General features: G+C 30.8%; 23 protein-coding genes and 1 tRNA gene. 12 read left to right on the top strand and 12 right to left on the bottom strand.

The annotated features are described in order from the left end of the window. Positions 1–4: 4 nt before the first annotated feature. Together WHD54_RS00995 and WHD54_RS00990 are read right to left on the bottom strand one after the other, a co-directional pair. Positions 5–2,902 carry an FAD-binding and (Fe-S)-binding domain-containing protein gene (locus WHD54_RS00995; RefSeq protein ID WP_088322808.1) on the bottom strand — a complete coding sequence of 966 codons (2,898 nt, stop codon included), beginning with the start codon at positions 2,900–2,902 and terminating at the stop codon, positions 5–7. Between the two features lie 151 nt (positions 2,903–3,053). Further along, positions 3,054–5,261, bottom strand: coding sequence for an endonuclease MutS2 (locus tag WHD54_RS00990; RefSeq protein WP_088322807.1), 2,208 nt, complete (start codon positions 5,259–5,261; stop codon positions 3,054–3,056). Positions 5,262–5,298: 37 nt separating this feature from the next. On the opposite strand from WHD54_RS00990, the gene ung reads away from it, so the two are divergent. Continuing rightward, the gene (ung, locus tag WHD54_RS00985) at positions 5,299–5,982 is read left to right on the top strand and encodes a uracil-DNA glycosylase (protein ID WP_088322806.1); all 684 of its coding nucleotides are present in this window, start codon (positions 5,299–5,301) and stop codon (positions 5,980–5,982) included. Between the two features lie 66 nt (positions 5,983–6,048). Here the strand turns inward: ung and WHD54_RS00980 are convergent, their stop codons facing one another. Continuing rightward, on the bottom strand, positions 6,049–6,987 hold the full coding sequence (locus WHD54_RS00980; RefSeq protein WP_088322805.1) for a hydrogen peroxide-inducible genes activator: 939 nt from the start codon (positions 6,985–6,987) through the stop codon (positions 6,049–6,051). A 108-nt stretch (positions 6,988–7,095) separates the two neighbouring features. Here WHD54_RS00980 and WHD54_RS00975 point away from each other — a divergent pair, with 108 nt between their 5' ends. After that, positions 7,096–7,569 carry a Dps family protein gene (locus tag WHD54_RS00975; protein ID WP_088322804.1) on the top strand — a complete coding sequence of 158 codons (474 nt, stop codon included), beginning with the start codon at positions 7,096–7,098 and terminating at the stop codon, positions 7,567–7,569. Positions 7,570–7,648: 79 nt separating this feature from the next. Here the strand turns inward: WHD54_RS00975 and WHD54_RS00970 are convergent, their stop codons facing one another. The 3 genes from WHD54_RS00970 to WHD54_RS00960 all read right to left on the bottom strand — a co-directional run bounded on the left by WHD54_RS00970 (position 7,649) and on the right by WHD54_RS00960 (position 10,339). Beyond that, positions 7,649–8,293, bottom strand: coding sequence for an acyloxyacyl hydrolase (locus WHD54_RS00970; RefSeq protein ID WP_088322803.1), 645 nt, complete (start codon positions 8,291–8,293; stop codon positions 7,649–7,651). Between the two features lie 17 nt (positions 8,294–8,310). Further along, complete coding sequence (locus tag WHD54_RS00965; protein WP_088322802.1) at positions 8,311–9,201, bottom strand: 3-hydroxyacyl-CoA dehydrogenase family protein; 891 nt, start codon at positions 9,199–9,201, stop codon at positions 8,311–8,313. Between the two features lie 178 nt (positions 9,202–9,379). Next, positions 9,380–10,339, bottom strand: a complete 960-nt coding sequence (locus tag WHD54_RS00960; RefSeq protein WP_088322801.1) for a Gfo/Idh/MocA family protein — start codon at positions 10,337–10,339, stop codon at positions 9,380–9,382. A 211-nt stretch (positions 10,340–10,550) separates the two neighbouring features. Between WHD54_RS00960 and WHD54_RS00955 the strand changes: the two genes are divergently transcribed. After that, positions 10,551–11,192 carry a protein-L-isoaspartate(D-aspartate) O-methyltransferase gene (locus WHD54_RS00955; protein WP_088323338.1) on the top strand — a complete coding sequence of 214 codons (642 nt, stop codon included), beginning with the start codon at positions 10,551–10,553 and terminating at the stop codon, positions 11,190–11,192. A 71-nt stretch (positions 11,193–11,263) separates the two neighbouring features. On the opposite strand, the gene WHD54_RS00950 is transcribed toward WHD54_RS00955, so the two are convergent. Continuing rightward, on the bottom strand, positions 11,264–12,913 hold the full coding sequence (locus tag WHD54_RS00950) for a sodium/sugar symporter (RefSeq protein ID WP_088322800.1): 1,650 nt from the start codon (positions 12,911–12,913) through the stop codon (positions 11,264–11,266). A 128-nt stretch (positions 12,914–13,041) separates the two neighbouring features. Here WHD54_RS00950 and WHD54_RS00945 point away from each other — a divergent pair, with 128 nt between their 5' ends. Genes WHD54_RS00945 through WHD54_RS00930 form a run of 4 tightly spaced genes read left to right on the top strand, consistent with a single transcriptional unit; the run spans position 13,042 to position 17,139 of the window. Then, positions 13,042–14,037, top strand: coding sequence for a winged helix-turn-helix domain-containing protein (locus tag WHD54_RS00945; protein ID WP_088322799.1), 996 nt, complete (start codon positions 13,042–13,044; stop codon positions 14,035–14,037). A 1-nt stretch (position 14,038) separates the two neighbouring features. After that, positions 14,039–14,929, top strand: coding sequence for an aldose 1-epimerase (locus WHD54_RS00940; RefSeq protein WP_088322798.1), 891 nt, complete (start codon positions 14,039–14,041; stop codon positions 14,927–14,929). A gap of 29 nt (positions 14,930–14,958) precedes the next feature. Further along, entirely contained in the window at positions 14,959–16,113 is a 1,155-nt protein-coding gene (galK, locus tag WHD54_RS00935) for a galactokinase (protein ID WP_088322797.1), read from the top strand. Further along, complete coding sequence (locus WHD54_RS00930) at positions 16,114–17,139, top strand: UDP-glucose--hexose-1-phosphate uridylyltransferase (RefSeq protein ID WP_088322796.1); 1,026 nt, start codon at positions 16,114–16,116, stop codon at positions 17,137–17,139. It abuts the gene before it with no gap. Between the two features lie 54 nt (positions 17,140–17,193). Here WHD54_RS00930 and WHD54_RS00925 read toward each other — a convergent pair whose 3' ends face one another. The 3 genes from WHD54_RS00925 to WHD54_RS00915 are packed head-to-tail and all read right to left on the bottom strand — an operon-like array spanning position 17,194 to position 18,910. Then, complete coding sequence (locus WHD54_RS00925; RefSeq protein WP_088322795.1) at positions 17,194–17,619, bottom strand: DUF2147 domain-containing protein; 426 nt, start codon at positions 17,617–17,619, stop codon at positions 17,194–17,196. Positions 17,620–17,665: 46 nt separating this feature from the next. After that, positions 17,666–18,190, bottom strand: a complete 525-nt coding sequence (locus tag WHD54_RS00920; protein ID WP_088322794.1) for a KdsC family phosphatase — start codon at positions 18,188–18,190, stop codon at positions 17,666–17,668. Between the two features lie 3 nt (positions 18,191–18,193). Next, positions 18,194–18,910 (bottom strand): DUF2520 domain-containing protein, encoded by a 717-nt coding sequence (locus WHD54_RS00915; RefSeq protein ID WP_088322793.1) that lies wholly within the window; start codon positions 18,908–18,910, stop codon positions 18,194–18,196. Between the two features lie 74 nt (positions 18,911–18,984). Here WHD54_RS00915 and WHD54_RS00910 point away from each other — a divergent pair, with 74 nt between their 5' ends. The 3 genes from WHD54_RS00910 (at position 18,985) to WHD54_RS00900 (ending at position 21,014) form a co-directional block, all read left to right on the top strand. Further along, a complete protein-coding gene (locus WHD54_RS00910) occupies positions 18,985–20,148 on the top strand; it encodes a trans-sulfuration enzyme family protein (protein ID WP_088322792.1) in 1,164 nt (387 codons plus the stop codon). 19 nt (positions 20,149–20,167) lie between these two features. After that, positions 20,168–20,884: a bacillithiol biosynthesis deacetylase BshB1 gene (gene bshB1 / locus WHD54_RS00905; RefSeq protein WP_088322791.1), complete on the top strand. Its 717-nt coding sequence runs from the start codon at positions 20,168–20,170 to the stop codon at positions 20,882–20,884. A 54-nt stretch (positions 20,885–20,938) separates the two neighbouring features. Continuing rightward, a tRNA-His gene (locus tag WHD54_RS00900) sits at positions 20,939–21,014 on the top strand. Positions 21,015–21,135: 121 nt separating this feature from the next. Here WHD54_RS00900 and uvrA read toward each other — a convergent pair. Then, positions 21,136–23,922, bottom strand: coding sequence for an excinuclease ABC subunit UvrA (gene uvrA / locus WHD54_RS00895; protein ID WP_088322790.1), 2,787 nt, complete (start codon positions 23,920–23,922; stop codon positions 21,136–21,138). 213 nt (positions 23,923–24,135) lie between these two features. Here uvrA and WHD54_RS00890 point away from each other — a divergent pair, with 213 nt between their 5' ends. After that, positions 24,136–24,723 (top strand): RNA polymerase sigma factor, encoded by a 588-nt coding sequence (locus tag WHD54_RS00890; protein ID WP_088322789.1) that lies wholly within the window; start codon positions 24,136–24,138, stop codon positions 24,721–24,723. 239 nt (positions 24,724–24,962) lie between these two features. Here WHD54_RS00890 and WHD54_RS00885 read toward each other — a convergent pair whose 3' ends face one another. Then, positions 24,963–25,616, bottom strand: coding sequence for an endonuclease III domain-containing protein (locus tag WHD54_RS00885; protein ID WP_088322788.1), 654 nt, complete (start codon positions 25,614–25,616; stop codon positions 24,963–24,965). A 118-nt stretch (positions 25,617–25,734) separates the two neighbouring features. Between WHD54_RS00885 and bcp the strand changes: the two genes are divergently transcribed. Then, positions 25,735–26,187 carry a thioredoxin-dependent thiol peroxidase gene (gene bcp / locus WHD54_RS00880; protein WP_088322787.1) on the top strand — a complete coding sequence of 151 codons (453 nt, stop codon included), beginning with the start codon at positions 25,735–25,737 and terminating at the stop codon, positions 26,185–26,187. Positions 26,188–26,229 lie beyond the last annotated feature (42 nt).

The following is a 26,229-nucleotide window of genomic DNA, read 5'->3' as shown; positions in this document are numbered from 1 at the left end:
AACTTTATTTTAGTGCTTCTTTTAATATGGTAATTGGGTGTTTAGCAAGTCTTTTTGTGCCATCAAATATTTGATGTCTGCAGCTAGTTCCTGCAGCAACTATTTCTACATCTTTCTCTGTATTTCTAATTTTTGGAAATAGCGATTCTTCACCTACTTGCATTGAAACTGTAAAATGCTCTTTTTCGTATCCAAAAGAACCTGCCATTCCACAACAACCAGTATTTAAAATGGTAACTTTATAATTCTTTGGAATACTTAAAATTTCAAAACTAGCTACCGTTCCAGAGAGTGCTTTTTGGTGACAGTGGCCATGAATTTTTAGTGTTTTTTCTTCTGTAGTAAATAAAGATGTATTTATTTGATTATTTTTTAATTCCCTCGCCAAAAACTCCTCGAAAGTAAACACATTATTCGCAATATTTTGTGCAGCAATTTTATCGTCTGCTAGTCGAATATATTCGTCTCTAAAAGTGAGAATAGCAGATGGTTCTATACCGATTAATGGAGTTTCTTTGGAAATAATATTTTTAAAAATTGCAATATTTTGATTGCATACTTCTTTTGCTTCTTTTAAAAAACCTTTAGAAATAAAGCTTCTACCAGATTCTTTATGTGGAACAAATTGTAAATTATATCCTAATTTGTCTAAAAGGTAAAAAGCATCTTTTCCTATTTCTACATCATAATAATTCGTAAATTCATCACAAAATAAATAGATAATTTTATCTTTTGTTGTAGATTCATTTTTTTTAACCCATTTTTCTAGTGGTATATTTGCAAGTCTAGGAACACTTCTTTCAGTGGCAACTCCCATGAACTTCTTTGCCAATGTAGTGTTTAAAACAGCATTTGTAATTTGAGGAAATAGACTACCAATTTTATTATATTTTACGTTGTTGGCAAAGAGTTTACTTCTAAAAGAATAGCCATTTGATTCTTGATATTGATATAAAAATTCTGCTTTCATAGTAGCAATATCTACATTACTTGGGCATTCTGTAGCACACGCCTTGCAACTTAAGCACAGGTCGAAAACTTCTTTTAACTCGTTGTGGTTAAATTTATTAACTTTTGTAGAATTGGTTAAAAATTCTCTTAAAGCGTTTGCGCGAGCTCGCGTAGTATCTTTTTCATTTTTGGTAGCTCTGTAGCTTGGGCACATTGTTCCGCCTGCTTCTGCAGGTTTTCTACAATCTCCAGATCCATTACATTTTTCGGCAAGTTTTAAAATTCCCTCACTGTCAGAAAAATCCTGAATAGTAGGTATTACGGGTTCTTTTCTATCAACTTCGTATCGCAAGTTTTTATCCATAGAAAAGGCATCTGTAATTTTTCCTTTATTGAAAACATTTTTTGGATCAAATGCTTTTTTTATACTTCTTAAAAGTTGGTAATTGTTTTCTCCAATCATTAGCGGAATAAACTCAGCTCTTACTATACCATCTCCGTGTTCTCCAGAAAAGGAGCCTTTATATTTTTTGACTAAAACGGCTGTTTCTGTGGTTATTTTTCTAAATAAAACAACATCTTCCTTTTTCTTTAAATTTAAAATTGGTCTTAAATGTAATTCTCCAGCTCCTGCATGTGCATAATATACAGCATCTTGCTGATATTTGTCCATAATTTTTGTAAACTCTGTGATGTAATCAGGTAAGTCCTCTAAAGCTACTGCAGTATCTTCTATACAAGCAACTGCTTTTCTATCTCCAACCATATTTCCCAGAGCACCCAAACCGGCTTTTCTAAGGTAATGTACTTTTGCGATGTCGTTGCCGTACACTTTCGGATAATGGTAGCCAAAATTATTATTTTTTAAGTCTTTAATAAGTGCCTCTGCCAGCAGAAGAACCTCTTCATCTGTATTTGCTGCTACTTCTAGCATTAATACAGCTTCAGGATCTCCCTCTAAGAAAAATCGATTTTTTACTAAGTCTCTATTATTTTTTGTACAGTCTAAAATGGTTTTATCCATTAACTCACAATTAAATAAATTATGCTTCATTGCAGTAACTGTGGCTAATAGACTCTCGTTAATACTTTTAAAATGAGCACAAACCATGATGCTCTTGGCAGGAGGTAAAAGGTCTAGCTGAATTGTAATGGCGGTAGAAAATGCAAGTGTACCTTCGCTACCTGTAAGAAATTTGGCAATATTTATTGTTTTTTCGGTTCCTCCAAATAAGTCAGATTTTAAAAATTCGTCAATTGCATATCCCGTATTTCTTCGATGAATAGCTTCTTTCGGAAACTCATTTTTAATTTCATTCTGAACCTTTTTAGAGAGCAATTCTTCATAAATAGTTTTATAAATATTGCCCTCTAAGGTTTTTTGAGTTGTTTTATCTATAAATTCTTCTGATGTTATTTCTTTGAAAACAACAGAACTTCCATCGCTTAAAATGGCTTCAATTTCTAACACTTTATCTCTGGTAACTCCATATTTAATTGAAGTACTACCAGATGAATTATTTCCAACCATACCTCCAATCATACATCGGTTTGAAGTAGAAGTATTTGGGCCAAAAAATAGGTTGTATTTTTTTAGGAAGTTATTAAGAGAATCTCTAACAATTCCGGGTTGAAGCTTAATTGTTTTTTGCTTTTCGTTAAATGATATGATATTGGTAAAATGTTTAGAAACATCTACAATAATACCATCTCCAACACATTGCCCAGCTAAAGAAGTTCCTGCTGCTCTGGGTATTAAAGTAGTATTATTTTTTGTTGCAAAGTGAATTAGCTTTTTCAGGTCGTCTTCATCTTTCGGATAAGCAACTGCTAAGGGTATTTTTCTATACACCGAAGCATCTGTTGCGTATATAGCTTTGTGTAAATTACTATAAACTACTGTGCCTGAAAGCGATTTATTTAAAACTTCTAATGTAGAGTTGTCAATCATTTATAAATTCTAAAAGTATCAATTACAAATATCTGAATAATAATTTTATTAATACATCAGAATAAAAGGCTTTGTTAATTTTTACATATATGGCAATTTAAAAGTCAGAAATTGAGAATTAGCAACTAGAATAATACATTTTTTACACTCTTTATTTTTTTGACTTTTCTACAAACTCTAATTTATTTATGGTAGTTTTTGTAGTAAACAAACCATAGTTAATCGTTACTTTATTTTTATCTATTTTTTCTATAGTACCAATACTTGTAGAATCTATTATTCTTACTCTATCATTAACTTTATACTCATATGATGCTTTTTCTTTGGCAACTTTTATTGCTTCATTTTTTTTCTCTTTTCTCACTTCTACTACCTTTTCTAGAACCTCTTTTTCAACCTTTTTTATAACTTCTTGCAATTGCTTTTCTATAATTTTTGCTTGTTTTTTTTGATTTTTAGAGGTTATTTTTAGCGGATTTTTTTTGGCATATTTAACCTTTTCATCAGCAACCCATTTGTTAAAATTAGCAATGAGTTCTTTTTTATTGTTATTTTGAAAATACTTATTAAAAAGTTCATTTACTTTTCTTCCAAGAGAAAGCATTTTTTGATTGTTATCATATAATTCTTGAAAACCTGCTAATTTTGCTTGAATTTTTTCTTCTTTCTCTTGTAAACTTTCTAAATGTTCTTTTCCTTTAGTTTTTTGTTTTTCTAAATTATCTGAGTTTTTTTGAAGCTTATTTCTCTCTTTTTGAAGTTTAGAGATGGTCTTATCTAGTCGAACCTTTTCGGTATCGACTCTTTTTTTAGCCTTATTAATTAAACTAAAAGGAATTCCATTTTTCTGAGCTACTTCAAAAGTAAAAGAACTACCAGCTTGCCCTACAAAAAGTTTGTACAAAGGCTCTAGGGTTCGTTCGTCGAACTGCATATTTGCATTGGTAACATTTTCTAGTTCATTGGCCAATACTTTTAGGTTAGAGTAGTGGGTGGTAATAATTCCAAATGCTTTTTTGTTATAAAATTCCTCTAAAAATATTTCTGCCAAAGCGCCACCTAGTTCAGGATCTGAACCTGTACCAAACTCATCGATAAGAAATAGCGTACTTTCTCCACATTTTCGTAAAAAGTTTCGCATATTTTTTAGCCTGTAACTATAAGTACTTAATTGATTTTCTATAGACTGATTATCACCAATATCTGTAAGAATATTATCAAAAATATAAGTTTGACTCCTTTCATGAACAGGAATTAAAATTCCACTTTGTATCATTAATTGAAGAAGTCCGATTGTTTTTAGAGTGATACTTTTTCCACCTGCATTGGGTCCAGAAATTACAATAATTTGTTGTTTTTCATTCAGTTCTATAGATTGAGATACTGTTTTAATTTTTTGTAAATTATTTTTCCTCCACAATACAGGGTGATAAGCATCCCTAAAAAATATTTTCTTTTCTTTTGTTATTTTAGGAAGTACTGCTTGCATTTCTCTTGCATACTTGGCTTTAGCACTTATACAATCTGTATGAGTTAAGTACGTAATATAGTCTTCTAGCAGAGTTGTCATAGGCCTAATAATTTCTCCCAATGCTCTTAGAATTCTTATAACTTCTTGTTTTTCTTCATAAACTAAGTTTTGATATTCCCTACTATAAGCTAATGTAGCTTGAGGAGCTATATATACAATATTACCAGACTTTGAAGAACCTAATAAACTACCTGCTACTTTTCTTCTATACATAGCAGATACTGCTAAAACTCTTTGATTGTCTACTACAGTTTCTTTAATATCATCTAGGTATCCTGCACTAATTGCTTTGGAAAGTGCACTAGAAAAACTAGCACCAATTTTACCACGAATAGCATTTATGTCTCTCCTAATTTGCTTCAAAGCGCTAGAAGCATTGTTTTTGACCTCACCAGATATGTCTATTATTTTTTTTATTTCATCATCTATGTAAGTAGTAAATTCAATTTTTTGTGTACGTTCAAAAAAGGTTGGAAATTGTACTTTAAATTTATTAAAAAACTTAATATGCTCATTAACAGTTAAAGAAGTGGTCGCTATTTTTAAGAAAGCTGTAGTTTCTATAAAACTATTTTCAATTTTAAGTCGTTTAACACTTTCTGTAATAGCATCAAACCCATGGTTTGGAACCCTATTTTCACTTTCAAAAGAACTTAAATATTCATTTACTAAGTGTAATTCTGTAAAGAGTTTTTTTCTACCGAGAATTGGTACAATACTTCGAACAGCTTCTTTTCCTAGACCAGTTATACAGTGTTCTGAAATATGATGTAAAACGGTAGAAAACTCTAAATCTTGTAATGTTTTTTCTGAAATATTTGTGTTCAAATGTGTAGTTTTGATTTTTTTACAAAAATAATAAACAATGCAACTAAAAATAGCTGATAGCTGGAAAAATATTCTAAATAAAGAGTTTAAAAAAGAGTATTTTAAAGAATTGATGACTTTTGTAGAAAATGAATACCAAACACATCAATGTTTTCCAGAGAAAGAAAACATTTTTGCAGCTTTTAATACTTGCTTACCCAGTAATTTAAAAGTTGTAATTATTGGTCAAGATCCATACCACGATTACCACCAGGCTAATGGTTTGTGTTTTTCTGTTAAAGATAATGTTGCATTACCACCTTCTTTAAAAAATATTTTAAAAGAACTCTCTTCAGATTTAAATTGCTCTATTCCAACCAACGGAAATTTAGAGTCTTGGGCTTATCAAGGGGTGCTGTTATTAAATGCGACTTTAAGTGTAAGAGCTCATAAGGCAGGAAGTCATCAAAAAAAAGGTTGGGAAACATTTACAGATGCTGTTATTTCTAAAATTTCTCAAGAAAATGAAAATATTGTTTTTTTACTTTGGGGAAAATTTGCACACAGTAAATCGATACTTATAAATAAAGAAAAACATTATATTCTTAAGGCGCCACACCCATCACCATTAGGCGCTTGGAGAGGCTGGTTTGGTTCAAAGCACTTTTCAAAAACAAATGCTTACTTAAAATCGGTAAACAAAAAGGCTATTTTTTGGGAGTCTATATGTTTAGAGTTATAAGTAAGCACTTAGTAATAATACAAAAAACAGATACGGCTATTGTAATCAATACTATGAATTGATTATTTATTTTTTAATAGGACTTATTATTTTTACGTCAGAAAATGATATTGCTCCACGTACTACGCCGTCTATCGTTTTATTTAATGCTTCTATAAGTTGCATTTTTAATTGAGATTTGTGGTAAATTAAGCTTACCTCTCTTGCTGGTGGCGGATTTTTAAATTCCCTTAAATGACTTTTATCTACATCGTTTAAATCTAAAGTGTGCAAATAGGGTAGTAATGTCATCCCTAAACCCTCTTTAGAAAGTTTAATAAGTGTATTAAAACTTCCACTTTCTAGCTGAAATCCTTTTTTATTATCAATTTTATGTGTTCTGCATAAATTAATTACACTGTCTTTAAAACAGTGTCCGTCCTCCAATAATAAAATATCTTCCATTTCCAATTCGTCAGCAGAAATTTGTTTGTTATTAAACAAGCGATGATTTTGCGGAATTAAACCAACAAAAGGTTCGTAATATAATGGCCTTTCTTTTATGGCTTCATTTTCTAGCGGTGTTGCTGCAATCGCAGCATCAATGTGGCCGTCTGTTAATTTTCGTACAATTTCTTCTGTTGTTAATTCTTCTATTATTAACTTAACTTTTGGGTATTTTTTGGTAAAATTATTTAAAAACATTGGCAACAACGTAGGCATTATTGTTGGAATAATTCCTACTTTAAACTCACCACCAATATACCCTTTTTGTTGATGCACGATATCTAAAATTCTATTGCTCTCATCTACAATTACTTTAGATTGTTCGACTATTTTTTTTCCAACTTCGGTTAATTCAATAGGCTTTTTAGACCTATTAAAAATTTGAACACCGAGTTCGTCTTCTAATTTTTGTATTTGCATACTTAAAGTAGGCTGTGTTACAAAACTGTGTTCTGCTGCTACCGTAAAATTTTGGTATTCTGCAACAGATAAAACATATTTTAATTGGGTGATGGTCATGGTATCATAATTTCTGATAAAGATATTAAAACTATCAATAATTATTATAGTTTATCTCCATAAAATTCTCTTAAATTTACAGTGAATTTAAAAAGTAAAAAGAAAATTATGAGTACATCAATTTTAGGATTAGACAAAAAAGAAAGTGCAAATTTAGTAGATAGTTTAAATGGTTTGTTATCTAACTTTCAAATATATTACCAAAGTTTAAGAGGTTTACACTGGAATATTAAAGGGAAGAATTTTTTCGAACTGCATTTAAAATTCGAGGAGTTTTACACAGACTCTCAAGTAAAAATAGATGAAATTGCCGAACGAATTTTAACCTTACAAGGTAAGCCATTACATACTTTTACAGATTATATTAATAATGCAACTGTGCCTGTAGGAAAAAACATTTCGAATGATGTGGAAGGAGTAGAGTTAGTGGTTAACTCTTTGTCTGAATTATTAAAAATAGAAAGAACTATCTTACATCTTTCAGACGAAGCAAATGACGAAGGAACCAACTCTATGATGAGTGATTTTATTGCTGAACAAGAAAAAACTATTTGGATGTTAAACTCTTGGTTAGGCAAATAAAATAGTAATTTTTATAAAAGTAAACCCACATCAACATCGGTGTGGGTTTTTTAATTTATAAATTATGATACTTATTATTTTACAATTTGTAAGAGATGCCTACTTCAAAACCTAAAAAAGAATATCCACTATTTGGTTGCTGTGTTTCGAAGTTAGAAACATGACCAATGTTACTACCCAAATAAATTGATGTTTTTGTAGATGTATCAAAAGTGAATCCTACAGATAGGTTTTCTAGAAAGGTAAAACCTTTGGCCAATCTTTCTGTAGCAGTATCTATGGTGGCAACTCCTAAACCAATTTGAACTATGGCAAATAGTTTATTAGCTATTTCTTTTTGCATTAAAAAGGCAAGCTCTAAACCATATAAATTCATTTTCTTTTTAGTGGTGAATAAAATTCTATTCTCTAAAAATTGCTTTTCAGTGTTTAAAACGAAATATTTGTTAAGCAGTTGGTGTGTAATTATTTGAACTTGTGGTTGAACAACCAACTGAAATTGAAATGTTTGCCAATATCCCAAATTATAAAAAGCCTGAACTTTAAATGTATTTGTATGATAATAATAATCGGTATCATCAAACAAAAAATTCTTTTCGTTTGCATTGTTATATAGGAAACCAATTTTTTGAGGTTTCAGTAAAATCTTTTTTCCTTTTTGAGCGTTTACAACCCACGAAAAACTAAATAATAAAACAAATAAAATTTTTTGTGGAGTACACATAAAAAAAGTGTGAAATATTATTTTATAAACATTTCAGCCACTTTTTCTGCCTTTTTGCTAGATGAATAATCATAAAAACCTTCTCCAGATTTCACGCCCAATTTACCAGCAGTCACCATATTTACTAACAACGGACAAGGAGCGTATTTCGGATTTTTAAAGCCATCATAAAGTACATTAAGTATAGACAAACAAACGTCTAAACCAATAAAATCAGCCAATTGCAAAGGGCCCATTGGGTGTGCCATTCCTAATTTCATTACCGTATCTATTTCCTCTACACCTGCTACGTTGTTGTACAATGTTTCTATCGATTCGTTAATCATTGGCATTAAAATTCTGTTGGCAACAAAACCCGGATAATCATTAACAGCAACAGGTATTTTATGTATTTTTTTAGATAGGTTGGTAATGGTTTCCAATACCATATTAGAAGTAGAATATCCGCTAATAATTTCAACTAATTTCATTACTGGTACCGGATTCATAAAATGCATGCCAATAACTTTGTCTGGTCTTTTAGTAGCCGCACCAATTTGAGTGATAGAAATTGAAGAAGTGTTGGTAGCTAGAATAGTTTGCTCATCACAATTTTCGTCGAGTTCCTTAAATATAGAGAGCTTTAAATTAACATTTTCTGTAGCAGCTTCTACGACTAAATCTACATTTTTCACACCTTCTTTTAAGGAAGTAAAAGTGCTAATATTTTTTAAAGTAGCTTTTTTATCTGTTTCAGAAATTTTATCCTTAGCTACCATTCTGTCAAGATTTTTGGCGATGGTTGCTATTCCTTTTTCTAATGATTCATTAGAAATATCAATTAAATGAACATTAAAGTTACATTGAGCAAAAGTATGAGCAATACCATTTCCCATAGTTCCAGCTCCAATTACAGCTATATTTTTCATGTGATGTAGTTTAATTATTTATTTGGGCGTTTTAACAGGCTTTTCGTTGCAATCTTTTTTTATGATTTTTTAAAATTTAAAAATCTAGATACTTACAACTTTTAGAAATAAATATCTGTAGTAAAAAAAGGATTTACACTTCAATCCTTAACGCAGTTATTTGTACTATTTTTGAGTATTAAAAACAATCAATTATCATTTGTGCTACTCTTAATGCTTCAGTACCAGCGCTTAAAGAAACTATCGGCTTGGTGTTGTTATTTATAGCATCAGCAAAAGAGTCTAACTCATCTAGAATTGCATTGTTGTTTTTTATTGTTGGGTTGTCGAAATAAATTTGCTTTTTCACACCTTCTGCATTCTGAAGAATCATGGCAAATTCATCTACTTTTTCTGGTACCTCTTTCATTTTAACTACTTCAGACTTTTTTTCAAGAAAATCTACAGAAATGTAAGCATCCTTTTGAAAAAAACGAGATTTCCTCATGTTTTTCATAGAAATTCTACTTGCAGTTAAGTTAGCAACGCATCCATTTTCAAACTCTATACGAGCATTTGCAATGTCAGGAGTTTCCGATATAACAGAAATACCACTGGCATGAACATTTTTAACTTTAGCATTTACCACAGATAAAATAATATCAATATCATGAATCATTAAGTCTAACACTACAGGAACATCTGTTCCTCTTGGGTTAAATTCTGCCAATCGGTGAGTTTCTATAAACATAGGATTGTCTATCATATTTTTAACAGCCGTAAAAGCAGGGTTAAATCTTTCTACATGACCTACTTGCCCCAAAACATGATACTGACTTGCCAATGTTTTTATAGCCTCAGCTTCTAAAACAGTAGTTGTAATTGGTTTTTCAATAAAAACATGACAGCCACTTTCTATGGCTAATTTGGCACATTCAAAATGAGAAAGCGTAGGAGTAACAATATCTACAACATCTACTGCCGCAATTAAATCTTCTATAGAATTAAACAGAGTGTACCCAAATTCATCGGCAACTTTTTTTGCATTTTCTGTATACGGATCGTAAAAACCAACCAATTCGTAGTTTGCAGATTGCGCAAGCAAACGTAAATGAATTTTACCAAGATGTCCTGCACCTAAAACTCCTGCTTTTAGCATATAAATATTTTTAATTTTAAAAATGGATACTACTCTTTTGTTAACAATAAATTAATTCTCTTAAAACAAAAGAATATCACCGATTAAATAATTGTTTGAAATGATTAAATTTCTGCTAAAAAGCAGCAATATTATGTAAAAACAAATATACAATTTTATAAGAATGTATTTATATTTATTACTATTTTTAGCATCTGTAAATTTGTTAAAATTGAAAAATACATCCAAACATCAAGGTCTTAGAAACCAGTTAGCTACTGTTTTAGCATCAAAAGGGATAGTAGATAATAATGTGCTGAATGCTATTCGAAAAATTCCACGTCATTTATTTATAGATTCTAGTTTTGAAGCTCATGCTTACCAAGACAAGGCATTTCCTATTGCTGCAGATCAAACCATTTCTCAGCCCTATACGGTTGCTTTTCAATCGCAAACATTGGCTGTTAAACCAGGTGATAAGGTATTAGAAATTGGTACAGGCTCTGGCTATCAAACAGCTGTTTTGTTAGAGTTAAAAGCGCATGTTTACACAATAGAAAGACAAAGGGAATTATTTAAAAGGACTTCACTTTTTTTACCTAAAATAGGTTACAAACCCAAGAAATTTATTTTTGGAGATGGTTATATTGGTTTAAAAGAACAAGCACCTTTCGATAAAATTATAGTTACTGCCGGTGCACCTTTTGTGCCGAATACGCTTTTGGCACAATTAAAAATAGGAGGTATGCTATTAATACCAGTAGGAGTTACTACTCAAATTATGACTTTATTTACTCGTAAATCTAACAAAGAATTTGAAAAAAAAGAATTAGGAGATTTTGCTTTTGTGCCTATGTTAGAAGAAAAAAACTAATAGCTTAATTTTATAAACAAAAAAGACTGTCTTTAAAGACAGTCTTTTTTGGTGAATTATAGGCTGTTCATTTACCAAAACATTGCATATAATACAGTTAATAATAGTATTACAGCAAATGAACCAATATTAAACAGCGGAGTAGTTTTAAAAAGTTCTCTTTTTATGTCTATTGCTTTTGCATCGTCTGCACCTTTGTGTTGTAACCAACTATATATTGCAATAACAACCATAGTTAATAATAATGTATATCCCATTTGATCCATAAAAGGTACATCTACAAAAAACGAAGACGAAGACCAACCTTTAGGAGCCACTTTAAAATACATGGCTATAGGTACCGAAACAAGAGCGCCTACAATAGCACCTTTGTTGGTTGTTTTTTTCCAAAACAGCCCTAGTAAGAAGACCGCTAAAATTCCCGGACTTACAACTCCTGTATATTCTTGTATGAATTGAAAAGCTTGATCTAGGTTACCTAATAAAGGAGCCATAATACAAGCTATAATTAATGCAATTAAACTAGAAAGTCTACCCGTATTTACAGTTGCTTTATCGCTAGCTTTTTTGTTAATATATTGCTTGTATATATCCATAGTAAAAATGGTAGAAGTAGAGTTAAGCATAGACGCTAGAGAAGAAACTATAGCTGCTGCTAAAGCCGCAAATGCCACTCCTTTTAAACCTGTTGGCAAAAACTGTAGCAACCAAGGATATGCTTTATCTGCTTGTTCTAAAGAGGGTAGGTTTTGCTGACCAGCCATTCCTAAACGTGCCATTATTTCTGGATCATTTACCATTACATAAGCAGCTATACCAGGTATAACTACAATTAAAGGGATAAGCATTTTTAGAAACGCTGCCATTAAAATACCTTTTTGTGCTTCTTTTAAAGATTTTGCAGCCAATGTTCTTTGAATAATATATTGGTTAAATCCCCAGTAGTAAAGGTTTGCAACCCACATTCCACCAACAAGTACTGCAATACCTGGTAAATTTTTGTATTCTTTGTTGGATTCGTCTAAAATCATCTCAAAACGTTCAGGTACAGCATCATATACTTTATTTAAACCTGCTATAAAACCTTGTCCGTCTGATAGTGTATTTAGCGCCAAATAAGTGGTAGCCAATCCTCCTAATACTAAAAATATAACTTGAATTACATCCGTCCATGCAACAGCAGAAAGCCCTCCGTATATAGAATAAGCTGCTGCAAATAAAGCAAGACCTAACACTCCATAAATTAATGGAATACCTATAATGGTTTCTAATGCTAAGGCACCTAGATATAGAACAGTTGTTAAGTTTACAAATACATAAAGTGCAATCCAAAATACAGCTAAAATTGTTTTTAAATTAGTTGAATACCTTTTTTCTACAAACTCTGGAATGGTGTATAAGCCTTTTTCTATAAAAATGGGAAGAAAATATTTTCCGACAATTATTAGCGTAATTGCAGCCATCCATTCATAAGAAGCAATTGCTAAACCTGAGGCAAAGCCAGAACCAGACATTCCTATAAATTGTTCGGCAGATATATTTGCTGCAATTAAAGATGCACCAATGGCCCACCAAGGTAAAGATTTACTTGCCAAGAAGTAATCTTCGGCATTTTTTTGATGTCCTTTTTTGTCTCTTGAGACCCATAAGCCCACACCAAGTATTAAGATTGCGTAAGCGATAAAAATTACATAATCCCAAAATTCGAATCCAGATTTCATATTAGTTATTTGTGTTAGTGAATAAAGAAACCAAATATAGAAATAATTATGAAAGGAATCATAAAAAAATTAACAAACTAGTAGGTACTAGTATGGTATTTAAAATTTAAATGTATATTTGTTTTATTATGGTAGAAGTTAAAAATGAAATAGGAGTTCCAAAATACAAGCAAATTATTGCTAGTATAGAGTCTGATATTACAAACGGAGTGTTGGTTAAGGGAGAGAAACTGCCATCTATAAACTTTATAAGAGATTCTCAGGGTGTTTCTAGAGACACCGTTTTAATGGCTTACAACGATTTAAAGAATAGAGGAATTATTCACTCTATAGTAGGTAAAGGATATTATTTAATTTCTGAAAATGTTTCTGTTCATCAAAAAATATTTTTACTTTTTGATGAATTAAATGCCTTTAAAGAAGATTTGTATAATTCTTTTTTAGAAAGTCTGCCAAGTAATTATTATGTGGATATTTATTTTCATCACTTTAATTCTAAGCTTTTTCACAACCTCATAAAAGAGCATATTGGTCAGTATAATTACTACATTATAATGCCTGCAAACTTAAAAGAAGCAGCTGTTATTCTTAAGAATTTACCAAATGAAAAGGTCTGTATTTTAGACCAACTTCAACCTAATCTAAATGCCTATTCAGCAATTTATCAAAATTTTGAGAAAAGTATTTATAATTGTTTAATGAGCGTAAAAAATGAAATTGAAAAAAAATACACAAATTTAGTATTGGTTTTTGATGATAAAATTCAACCTCAAGGCATGAAGGAAGGCTTTCTGAAATTTTGTACTAAAGCAGGTTTAACTTTTGAAGTGGTAAATAATATTTCTGGGCGACCACTTAAAAAAGGGGAACTATATATTATACCTGAAGATAAAAATTTATTAATAATTATTAAGAAACTTAAGAATACCGTTTTCAAATTGAAAAAAGACATTGGTATTATTAGTTATAACGACACGATGCTAAAGGAAATAGTGGAAGGCGGAATTACAACTATTTCTACAGATTTTAAGAAAATGGGTAAAAATTTAGCTTCATTAATTCACAAGAAAGAATATTTACAAATGGAAAATCCAACGTCATTAATTTTAAGAAACTCACTGTAATATGATTTTATTAAATAAAATAAAAACATCTAATAGCCATCTATTAGAATTAAAAGATAATGTAAACAATACGAGTGCTTTAATAGATTTAAACTTAGGTGGTAGTTTGCAAGCATTGGTTATTAATGGAAAGCAAATTCTTGCAAATTTTAAATATAAAACTTATGAAGAAACCTATGCATCTGCAATTCTTTTTCCTTTTGTAAACAGAGTTAATGATGGTAAGTACTCGTTTAAAGGCATAAATTATCAATTAAATTGTAATGAAGCTGCAAATAATAATGCTCTACATGGTCTTGTTTACAATAAAGTATTTGAATTAAAAAAGTACACAATTTCTAAAAAAAAGACTTCGGTTACTATTCAGTATAAAGAAATTTCAAAAAATAGTGGTTTTCCATTTACGTATCATATTCTTATAAAGTATACTTTAAGCAATAAAGGAATAAGAATAAAAGCGCGAGTTAAAAATACAGATACACACTCTTTTCCATTTACCATTGGATGGCATCCATATTTTTATGCAAAGAACTTTAATAATAGTAGTATTCAATTTCAAGCATCCCAGAAAGTACTGCACAATTCAAAAATGATTGGAACAAAATTAACCGAATTTAATTCTGAAATGCCATTATTTTTTGGTGGTGTATCTTTAGACGATTGTTACGATTTAGCGCATAATACTATTTTGTTTAAAACTTCTGATTATGAATGTAAACTTCAATCTTCAGTTGCTAATTCATTTTTACAAATTTATACTCCCAAAACAGATAATGCTATTGCAATAGAGCCACAGACTGGCATTTCAGATAGTTTTAATAATGGAATTGGACTGCAGGTTTTACAACCAGACCAGAAATATTCGGTTGAGTGGAAACTTGCTATTACATAATGAATCAATCAAACTTAAAAACCTAAACAATGAAGAAAAAAATATTGAAAGAGGTAAAAAACACTTTTCATCAACTATATAAAACAACACCATTACTTATTTTTTCGCCAGGAAGAATCAACTTAATAGGAGAACATACAGATTATAATGATGGTTTTGTTTTTCCTGCTGCTGTAAACAAAGGTATTTTTATGGCAATTCAAAAATCAGATTCAGATAGTTGTAAGGCATTTGCCATTGATAAAAACAAAATGTATGCCTTTAATTTAACTTCGTTAGAAAGAATTCCTAAAGGAGGATGGAGAAATTATATTATTGGGGTTGCTGCAGAGGTACAAAAATTAGGCATTACACTTGGTAATTTTAATATTGCCTTTTCAGGAAATATTCCTACAGGAGCAGGAATGTCTTCTTCAGCAGCGTTAGAAAATAGCTTGGTATTTGCACTTAATAAATTATTTAAGCTAAACCTTAGCAGATCGGAAATGATACTAGTTTCACAAAAAGCAGAACATAATTTTGCAGGAGTAAAATGCGGAATTATGGACCAATATGCAAGCATGTTTGGTGAAAAGAAAAGTGCATTATTATTAGACTGTAGAACGGTAACTTCTACTTCTTACAAGATAGATTTTAATAACTATAAGTTACTTTTAATTAATACAAATGTAAAACACGATTTATCTGAAAGTGCCTATAATGATAGGAGGGAAGTTTGTGAAAAGGTATCTGAAATGTTGGGTGTAAAAGCACTAAGAGATGCAAAAATAACCGATTTAGAAAAGTTGAAAAACCAAGTTTCTGAAGAAGATTTTAAAAAAGCGTTGTATGTAATTGAAGAAAATTTGAGAGTGCAACAGTTTTCTAGGGCCATTGAAAAAAATGACGTAAATATGGTGGGTAAGTTACTGTATCAATCTCATAACGGACTCAGTAACATGTTTAAAGTTAGCTGCAAAGAATTAGATTTTTTAGTAGAGCAAACAGTAAACAATTCAGCAGTTTTAGGAGCAAGAATGATGGGTGGTGGCTTTGGAGGATGTACAATTAATTTGATTGAAAAATCGGCTATAAAAGAGTTTAAAAAAGATATTTCTAAAAGGTACCAAAAAGAGTTTGATAAATCTTGTAGTATTTACGAGGTAAAATTAGCAAAAGGAACAAGAATTATAAATAATGTATAAATGGAACTAGAAAGCAATTTGCAAGATTATTCTCACAAAAGATTTAATATTTTAACAGGAGAATGGGTATTAGTATCTCCACACAGAGCAAAAAGACCTTGGCAAGGACAAGAAGAAGAACTTGTAAAAGAAAAGAGACCTTCGTATGATAAAAGTTGTTACTTATGTGCAACTAACACAAGAATTAATGGTGAGAAAAATCCTGATTATAAGGATGTTTTTGTTTTTACAAACGATTTTGCTGCTTTGCAATCAAATTCTCCTTCTTTTGAAGTTTCAGATGGTTTATTAAAAGCAAAAAGTGAAACAGGTATTTGTAAAGTTATTTGTTTTAGCCCAGATCATTCTAAAAGTTTGGCAGATATGGAAGCAATAGCCATAGAAAAAGTAATACAAACTTGGCAAAAAGAATATGATTTATTAGGCAGTAATAATAACATAAATTACGTTCAGATTTTCGAAAATAAAGGAGCTGTTATGGGGTGTAGTAACCCGCACCCGCATGGGCAAATTTGGAGTCAATCTACATTACCAAATGAAGTTTATAAAAAAGATGAAAACCAGTTTTCATATTATATTAAAAATAATAAAAGTTTACTAAAAGAATACTTAGATCAAGAGCTTTTGGCAAAAGAAAGAATTATTTATGAAAATTCTGAGTTTGTTGTACTAACACCATTTTGGGCAGTCTGGCCATTTGAAGTTATGATTGCCCCAAAGAATAGTCAAAAAGACATTACAGAAATGACAGCAGTTCAAGTAGCCGCTTTTGCCGAAGCCATTTCTGTTTTAACAAAAGCTTACGACGCTCTGTTTAAAACATCTTTTCCTTATTCTAGTGGTATACATCAAGCACCTACAAACGGAAAAAATAATTCACATTGGCACTGGCACATGAGTTTTTATCCACCGCTATTAAGAAGCGCTACTGTTAAAAAGTTTATGGTAGGGTATGAAATGTTTGGCTCTCCACAAAGAGATATTACTGCAGAAATTGCAGCTAGTAAATTGCGTGCATTAATTTAAAAGTAGTAAAAAAGCACCCAAACTTATTATAAATTTGGGTGCTTTTTAATCTTTTTATTTTGCTCTTTCCCAATAGGCAGTTTTGCCAAAAAGAGAAAAACCAATATACCCTCTTAATTTAAGTTTATTAGGACTTTCTAATGTTATATAACATTTATAAACCTTGCCATTTCGTGGATCTAAAATTGTTCCTCCAGACCATTCATCGCCATCTTTTTTTAAACCATCTAAAATGTTTAAACCTAAAATAGGTTTATTTTTATTGGCACCTTCACATAAATCACATACTAAACCTTGTCTTTTTGGATCTTTAATTTCGATAACCTTTGCAAATGCCTTACCATTTTTTTCATATACTTCGATAACGGAATCTATTTCTCCTGTTTTTTCATTTGTAGAGTTCCATTTTCCAAAAATAGTTTGAGAATTAACATGAAATGAAATTGCGGAAAGCAAGATCATAAAAAATATTTTTTTCATTTAAAATTTATTTTAATTAATGGCACTTAAGATAGAGAAAATATTTTTACAAGCTAGCATCAAAATTTTCATCCCATTTTTTTTGAACTCTTAAAACTTGTTCAATTACATCTCTAACACAGCCATCTCCGCCTTTTTTATCAGAAATATATTTAGCAATACCCTTTATTTCTCTAACAGCATCATTTGGGCAAGTTGCCATACCAACTAATTTCATTACGGGATAATCAGGAACATCATCACCCATATATAATACATTTTCTGGCTGTAAATTGTATTTTTTTACCAAAGCATTGTATTGTTCAATTTTATTATGTGCACCTAAAAAAACATCTTCAATTCCTAAAGCCATCAACCTTTTTCGAACCCCTTCGTTGGTTCCGCCAGATATAATACAAACTTTATACCCTTTATTGAGTGCATTTTTCATGGCATATCCATCTTTTACATTCATGTGTCTTACCAATTCTCCATCGGGCATTATGGTAAGCATGCCATTTGTTAGTACACCGTCTACATCAAAAATAAAGGTAGTTATTTGTGGTAGTAATTGTTTGAAACTAATTTCCATATGTTAATTTAGTGTTTTTTGTGAATGTGTATTTTCTTGTATAGATTTTGTTAGTATACTATAAATTTCTTGATGTTGTGCAGATAATAACTCTAAATGATTAGAGATTGTTTTTGTATCATTCCTAACGGCAGGTCCGGTTTGGGCTTGTTCGGGAGTTATTACTTCTATTTTCCTAGCAGTTTCTGCAATTAAAGGAAATAATATTTCAAAAGGGATGTTATTGTGGGAGCAAATATCACGACTAATTTTATACAGGTGATTGGTAAAGTTATTTACAAAAACCGCAGAAACATGAACTAACTTTCTTTGTTTAGAGTCAATTTTATAAATTTTATTACCCAAAGTTTTGGCCAAACTTTCGAGCACCAAATAATCTTCATTATTTTCTGCTTCTAGGCAAAAAGGAATTTGAGAAAAATTGACATCTGTTGCTTTCGAAAAAGACTGCAACATATAAAAAACACCTTTTCTGGTATTATTTTGTAAAGATTTTAAATCAAAATTTCCTGCTGTATGAACAACAAAAGGATTTGTAATTTTTTTTGAAACCTCAGAAATAGCATTATCAGATACGGCAATTATGGTAATATCAGCAAAAGGAATTTTGTTTAGATTTCTAGAACCTATTTGCATAACACTTAACGTGTTTATCTTTTTAAATGCTTTTTGCAAATGATGCGCAACGTTTCCGTTACCTATAATTAGTATTGATATCATTACTACGAAGATATCCAAAAAATATAGAATTTTAAAATAGGATTTGGTATTTTAGCGAGTCTAAAGCAATATTTATGAAAGATTCAAAAAAAAGAGGTTTAAATACCATTTGTGTTCATACAGGAGAGGTGGAAGATACACAGTTTAAAGGCGCTGTTTCACCAATTTTTATGTCAACTTCTTATGCTTTTGATGGTGTAGAAGAAAAAAGATATCCTAGGTATTTTAATACGCCAAACCAAGCAATGTTGTGTAAAAAAATTGCAGCGTTAGAACATACTGAAGATGCCTTAATTTTTAGTTCTGGTATGGCAGCTATTTCATCTGCAATGTTTGCTTTTTTAAAATCTGGAGATCATGTAATTATACAGCAAGTTGTTTATGGTGGTACTTTTCATTTAATTGCAGCAGAGTTTGAAAAGTATGGCATAGAATATTCTTTTACAAGCTCAGATAATGTAAAAGATTTTAAGAGTTTAATTAAAACAAATACAAAAATTGTATACATAGAAACTCCCTCAAATCCATTGTTAGGAATAACAGATATAAGAGCAATTTCAAACTTAGCAAAAGCGCACAAAGTAATAACGATGATAGATAATACTTTTGCTTCTCCAATAAATCAAAACCCTGCACTTTTAGGAATTGATATTGTTTTGCATTCTGCCACGAAGTATATGGGAGGTCATTCAGATATTTCCGCAGGTGCTGTTGCCGCTTCAAAAGAACATATTTCTCAAATTTGGAATACTGCTATCAATTTTGGCGGTAACTTAAGTGATCAGACCGTTTGGTTGTTAGAGAGAAGTTTAAAAACGTTAAATTTACGTGTAAAAGCACAAACAAAAAATGCTATGATAATGGCTAAATATCTAGAAACCAACAAAGATATTTCTCGTGTATATTATCCTGGTTTAGAAAGTCATCCTCAGCATGAGATTGCAAAAAAGCAGATGAAATATTTTGGAGCCATGTTGTCATTTGAATTAAATGATGATATTGATGCGTTAACATTTCAAAATAATTTACGTTTAATTAAGCCTTCTATGAGCTTGGCAGGTTTAGAAAGTACCACTGTTTCTCCAGCACAAACAACTCACGCACTATTAAGTGAAAATGAACGTTTAGAACGCGGAATAAGAGATGGTTTAATACGTTTTTCGGTCGGAATTGAAGATGCAGAAGACTTAATTGAAGATATAGAACAAGCAATTCGTAAAACCCTTACAACCAAATAAACTAAAAAAGATATAATAAATGAAATTAGATATTTTAGCGTTTGGAGCGCATCCCGATGATGTAGAGTTGAGCTGTGGAGCAACCATAGCCAAAGAAGTTTCTTTGGGTAAAAAAGTAGGGATTATAGATTTAACAAGAGGAGAGTTAGGTACGCGGGGTTCTGCAGATTTAAGAGATGTTGAAGCAAAAAAGGCAGCAGAAATATTAGGAGTTTCTATTCGTGAAAATTTAGGTTTTTCTGATGGTTTTTTTACAAATGATAAAAAGCACCAATTAGCAATTATAAAAATTATTCGAAAATATCAACCAGAAATTGTTTTATGTAATGCTATAGAGGATAGGCATATAGATCATGGTAAAGGAAGTAAATTAGTGTCTGATGCGTGTTTTTTAAGTGGATTGTTAAAAATTGAAACAGCATTAGAAGGAGTTGCTCAAGAAAAATGGCGCCCAAAACAAGTTTATCATTATATTCAGTGGAAAAATATCTCGCCAGACGTTGTTGTAAATGTTTCTGGTTTTTTAGAAAAGAAACTTGCCGCAGTAATGGCATATTCCTCACAATTTTACAATCCGAATAGTAGAGAAGAAGAAACGCCTATTTCATCTAAAAATTTTCAAGAAAGTATACATTATAGAGGTAAAGATTTAGGCAGATTAATAGGAGTGGAATATGCAGAAGGTTTTACGTCAGAACGTTATGTTGCTGTCGATAATTTAGATAAATTAATTTAATTTTTTATTGTTTTAAAATTAAAAAAATAGTTATATTTGCACCCGAATTTACATGGTGGTTGTAGCTCAGTTGGTTAGAGTATCGGTTTGTGGTACCGAGTGTCGCGGGTTCGAGTCCCGTCTTCCACCCAAAACAAAAGCTTCTTAGAAATAAGAAGCTTTTTTTGTGGCTTAAAGTTTTAAATAAATTTTATCTTACAGCAGTAAAAATTTTTTAAAAATAAAAATGATGTGAATAGGCTATATATTAATTATAGTTTTTCAGCTAGGTATTTTGCAGTAAATGATTTTTTATTTTTCACCAGTTCTTCTGGAGTTCCCTCAAAAACTAAAGTTCCTCCTTTTTTACCACCTTCCGGACCTAAATCAATTATATAATCGGCACATTTTATAAGTTCTATATTATGTTCAATAACCACTATAGAATGTCCGCGTTCTATTAGTGCATTAAAACTTGCCAAAAGTTTCTTTATATCATGAAAATGTAAACCAGTTGTAGGTTCATCGAAAATAAAAAGTGCTTTGTCTTTGGTATTTCCTTTCACTAAAAAGGAAGCTAGTTTTATACGTTGTGCCTCGCCGCCCGAGAGAGTAGATGAAGACTGCCCAAGTTGAACATATCCGAGTCCCACATCTTGTAATGGTTTTAATTTGGAAGCGATTTTTGGAACTAAATTTTTTGAAAAAAAGGCAACAGCATCATCGATAGTTAAATTAAGAATATCATCAATAGATTTTTCATCAAACTTAACTTCTAGCACTTCTTTTTTAAATCGTTTTCCATTACAGGCTTCACATTCTAGATGAACATCTGCCATAAATTGCATTTCTATGGTAACTTCACCTTCACCTTTACACACTTCACATCTACCGCCCTCAACATTAAAAGAAAAATGTTTAGGCTTGTAGTTTCTAATCTTAGCCAATTTTTGGTTCGAAAATAAAGCTCTTATTTCGTCATAGGCTTTTATATACGTTACTGGATTAGACCGAGAGGAGCGACCGATAGGATTTTGATCTATAAACTCTACATGTTTTAAAGTGTTAAAATCTCCTTTAAAGCCTGTGTGCTGACCTATCTTGTCTCCATAACCCATTAATTCTTTTTGAAGAATAGGGTATAAAATTTTTTTAACTAGAGTACTTTTTCCAGAGCCTGAAACCCCTGTAATTACAGTAAGGCAGTTTAGTGGAATGTTTACATTTATATTTTGTAGATTATTTTCTCTGGCACCAATAATTTCGATTTTATTTTTAGAAGTTCTTCTTCTTTTAGGAACTTCTATTTTTTTCGATTCACTTAAATATTCTCCTGTTAAAGATGCGGATTTTATAATTTCATTAAAAGTTCCTTCAGCTACAACATTTCCTCCGAAAGTACCTGCTTCTGGGCCAATATCTATAATATAATCTGCTTGTTTCATAATATCTTCATCATGCTCCACAACAATTACAGTATTGCCTAAATTTCGTAATGCTTTTAATACGCCAATTAGTTTTTCTGTATCTTTTGGATGTAAACCAATACTAGGTTCATCTAAAATATACATAGAACCTACTAGAGAGCTGCCTAATGATGTTGCTAGATTTATACGTTGGCTTTCTCCTCCAGAAAGGGTATTTGATGTTCTGTTGATGGTAAGGTAATTAAGACCAACATTTGTTAGAAACTCTAAACGATTGTTAATTTCTGTTAGCAGGCGTTTTCCAATTTTCTCTTGATAATCATCTAACTGTAAGCTTTTAAAAAATACTGATAATTCGTCTAATGGAAGTGCCACTAAATCTGAGATATTCTTTTCGTTAATTTTTAAATAATTAGCCTCTTTTCTCAATCTTTTTCCTTGGCAAGTTGTGCAGGTAGTTTTTCCGCGATATCGCGATAACATCACTCTATTTTGTATTTTATAGCTTTTTTCTTCTAAAGCATTAAAAAAATGATGAATTCCATGAAAATGAGAATTACCATTCCATACAAGTTGTTTTTGAGTGTTGGTTAATTCGAACCAAGGTTTATGAATTGGAATATCGAATTGATATGCTACTTCAATCAAATTTTCTTTGTAATGAACAAATGAGGGTGTTTTAAAAGGAAATATACAATCTTCATAAATAGATAATCCGGTATTCGGAATTACTAAATCTTCATCTATGCCTATAACATTGCCGTAACCCTCGCAAGTAGGACACGCACCATAAGGATTGTTAAAGCTAAACAAATGAGTGTTTGGTTCAAGAAAGGAAATGCCATCTAATTCAAACTTATTACTAAATTCTGTGAGGTTATTATTTGATAAATTTTCTATAAAACAACTTCCTTTTCCTTCAAAAAATGCTGTTTGAACCGCATCGGCAAGTCGGTTGTAAAAATCGTCATTCTCTTTTGTTACAATTCTGTCTACTACCAATAATAAAGGTTCGTTACCATACTCTTTTTGAGGAAAATCTGCAATTTTATATACGGTGTCTTTCCATTTTAATCTTGCATAACCTTGTTGTTCTAAAACTTTTAATACTGTTTTTAAATCCCTGTCTTTGTCAATTATTACAGGAGCTAACAATAATAGTTTTGTTTGAGTAGGAAACTTTTTAACAAATTGAACCACATCAGATACAGTGTCTTTTTTTACTTCGTTACCAGAAATTGGTGAATATGTTTTACCAATTCTGGCAAACAATAGTTTTATGTAGTCGTAAATTTCGGTAGAGGTTCCTACAGTAGAACGAGGATTGGTAGAGTTTACCTTTTGTTCAATAGCAATTGCCGGCGCAATGCCTTTAATATAATCTACTTTTGGTTTATGTAGTTTTCCTAAAAACTGCCTTGCATAAGAACTTAAGCTTTCTACATAGCGTCTCTGACCTTCTGCATATAACGTGTCAAACGCTAATGAAGACTTTCCTGAGCCAGATAATCCTGTAATAACAACGAGTTTGTTTCTAGGGATAACAACATCTATATTCTTTAAATTGTGCAATTTAGCCCCTTTAATTATGATGTTTTCTTTGGGATTAATCTTGGAAATATCAGTCTTCATAAATCAAAATATATTAGGTATAAAATTACCAAAAAATACTTTAAATAGTAAGCCATTAATGTTTTTTATGAGAAATTTGTTCATGTTAAAAATAATAAGCATATTTGTAATATATAAACCTCAGAATATTAAGCGTATAAATAAAAAATTACTTTAAAATTATTAACAATTAATAATATAAGATAAGCCCTCTTGCTTTTCTTAAAAGTAATTATGATACGTAAAAAAACAATTTCAGATAGTACCTTAGTTAGCCAATATATTAGTGGAAACGAGGCTTCATTAGCTATTTTAATTAATAGACACCAACAACGCTTGTTCAGTTTTATTTATAGTAAAGTACAAGATAAAGACCTTACAGAAGATATTTTTCAGGATACTTTTATCAAAGTAATTAAAACCTTAAAAAAGGGAAATTATAACGAAGAAGGAAAGTTTTTACCTTGGGTAATGAGAATATCTCATAACCTGGTTATTGATTATTTTAGAAAATCTAACAGAATGCCTGCTTTTAATAATACCGATGATTTTGATATTTTTTCTGTGCTAAGTGATGGTAATTTAAATGCAGAAAAGCAGCTAATTAAAGAGCAAATTTACAATGATGTTCGAGAGCTTGTAAATGAATTGCCAGAAGAACAAAAAGAAGTGTTAATAATGCGCATGTATAAAGATATGAGTTTTAAAGAAATTAGCGAAAATACAGGTGTAAGTATTAATACGGCACTAGGCAGAATGAGATATGCTCTTATAAACATGCGTAAGCTAATAGAGAAACATCAAATTATTTTAGTGAATTAACAATATAGTTAAAAATGTATCGTTACTGTTTTAGAAACCAATTATTTAAAACAAATATATGATGCAAATTTACGCTAAAAAGTCGTCTGAATTTCAGATGCAACCCAAAAAAGAAACAATTCAATTTTTGATTAATTACTCCAAATCACTAAAAATAGTGAAAACCTCATCAGAAAACTACATTGAATTGAATTTGAATTAAGAGTAGAAAACTTCAACTTCGGTTGAAGTTTTTTTTATTATTTCTTCTTGTAATAAGAGTCTAACACAGATTTTCTTCCAATTGTTTTTGTAATAATATCTTGTTCTAAATTCCAGCCTCTTGCAGGAGAGTATTCTCTACCATACCAAATAATTTGCAAATGTAAATCGTTCCATAACTCTTTTGGGAAAAGTCGTTTTGCATCTTTTTCTGTTTGTGCTACACTTTTTCCATTACTAAAATTCCATCGGTACATTAGTCTTAAAATATGTGTGTCTACAGGAAATGCTGGAACTCCAAATGCCTGGCTCATCACTACACTTGCCGTTTTATGTCCTACTGCAGGTAATGCTTCTAAACCTTCAAAAGATTGCGGAACTTCTCCGTTGTATTTTTCTATTAATATTTTAGACAACCCGTAAATGCCTTTGCTTTTCATTGGAGATAATCCGCATGGGCGAATAATTTCTTTTATTTCCTCTACCGACAATTTTACCATATCGAAAGGATTGTCTGCTTTTTTAAATAAAATCGGAGTAATCTGATTTACACGAATATCGGTACATTGTGCAGATAATAAAACTGCAATAAGTAATGTATATGCATCTTTATGGTCTAAGGGAATGGGAATTTCTGGATACAGTTTTTGTAATGTATCTATTGCAAATGCTACCTTTTCTTGTTTGTTCATTGTGTAAATAATTGTGGTAAAGATACAAACTTAACTTAGATATTAAATTTGGTTTTATAAATTCTTTAAGACTTTTGCGCAGTATACTTTTGTAAATTTGTGCTAAAAATTTAAACTAATGACTACATTAAAAATAGGAGATAAGGCTCCGCAATTTGAGGCAAAAGATAATGCTGGAAATACGGTAACATTAAATGATTATAAAGGAAAAAAATTAGTGTTGTTTTTTTATCCAAAGGCAAGTACGCCAGGTTGCACGAATGAAGCATGTGATTTAAGAGACAATTATCAATCTTTTTTGGCTAAAGGTTATGCTGTTTTGGGTGCTAGCGCAGATTCTGCTAAAAAACAACAAAATTGGATTGATAAACATCAACTTCCTTTTCCTCTTTTAGCAGATGAAGAAAAAGCTGTAATTAATGCATTTGGAGTTTGGGGACCTAAAAAGTTTATGGGAAAAGAGTATGACGGAATTCACAGAACTACCTTTGTAATTGATGAAAACGGACATATAGAAGACATTATTTTAAAAGTAAAAACCAAAGCTCATGCAGCGCAAATTTTGGGTTAATACTTCTATTAAATATTAGATTTAGCGAGTTAATTGAGGTTA

Origin of the sequence: Polaribacter tangerinus (assembly GCF_038024095.1) — a bacterium.
GTDB classification, from domain to species: Bacteria; Bacteroidota; Bacteroidia; order Flavobacteriales; family Flavobacteriaceae; genus Polaribacter; species Polaribacter tangerinus.
Note: the sequence above shows the minus strand (reverse complement) of the source record. Positions and strands in the feature narration are given on the sequence as shown.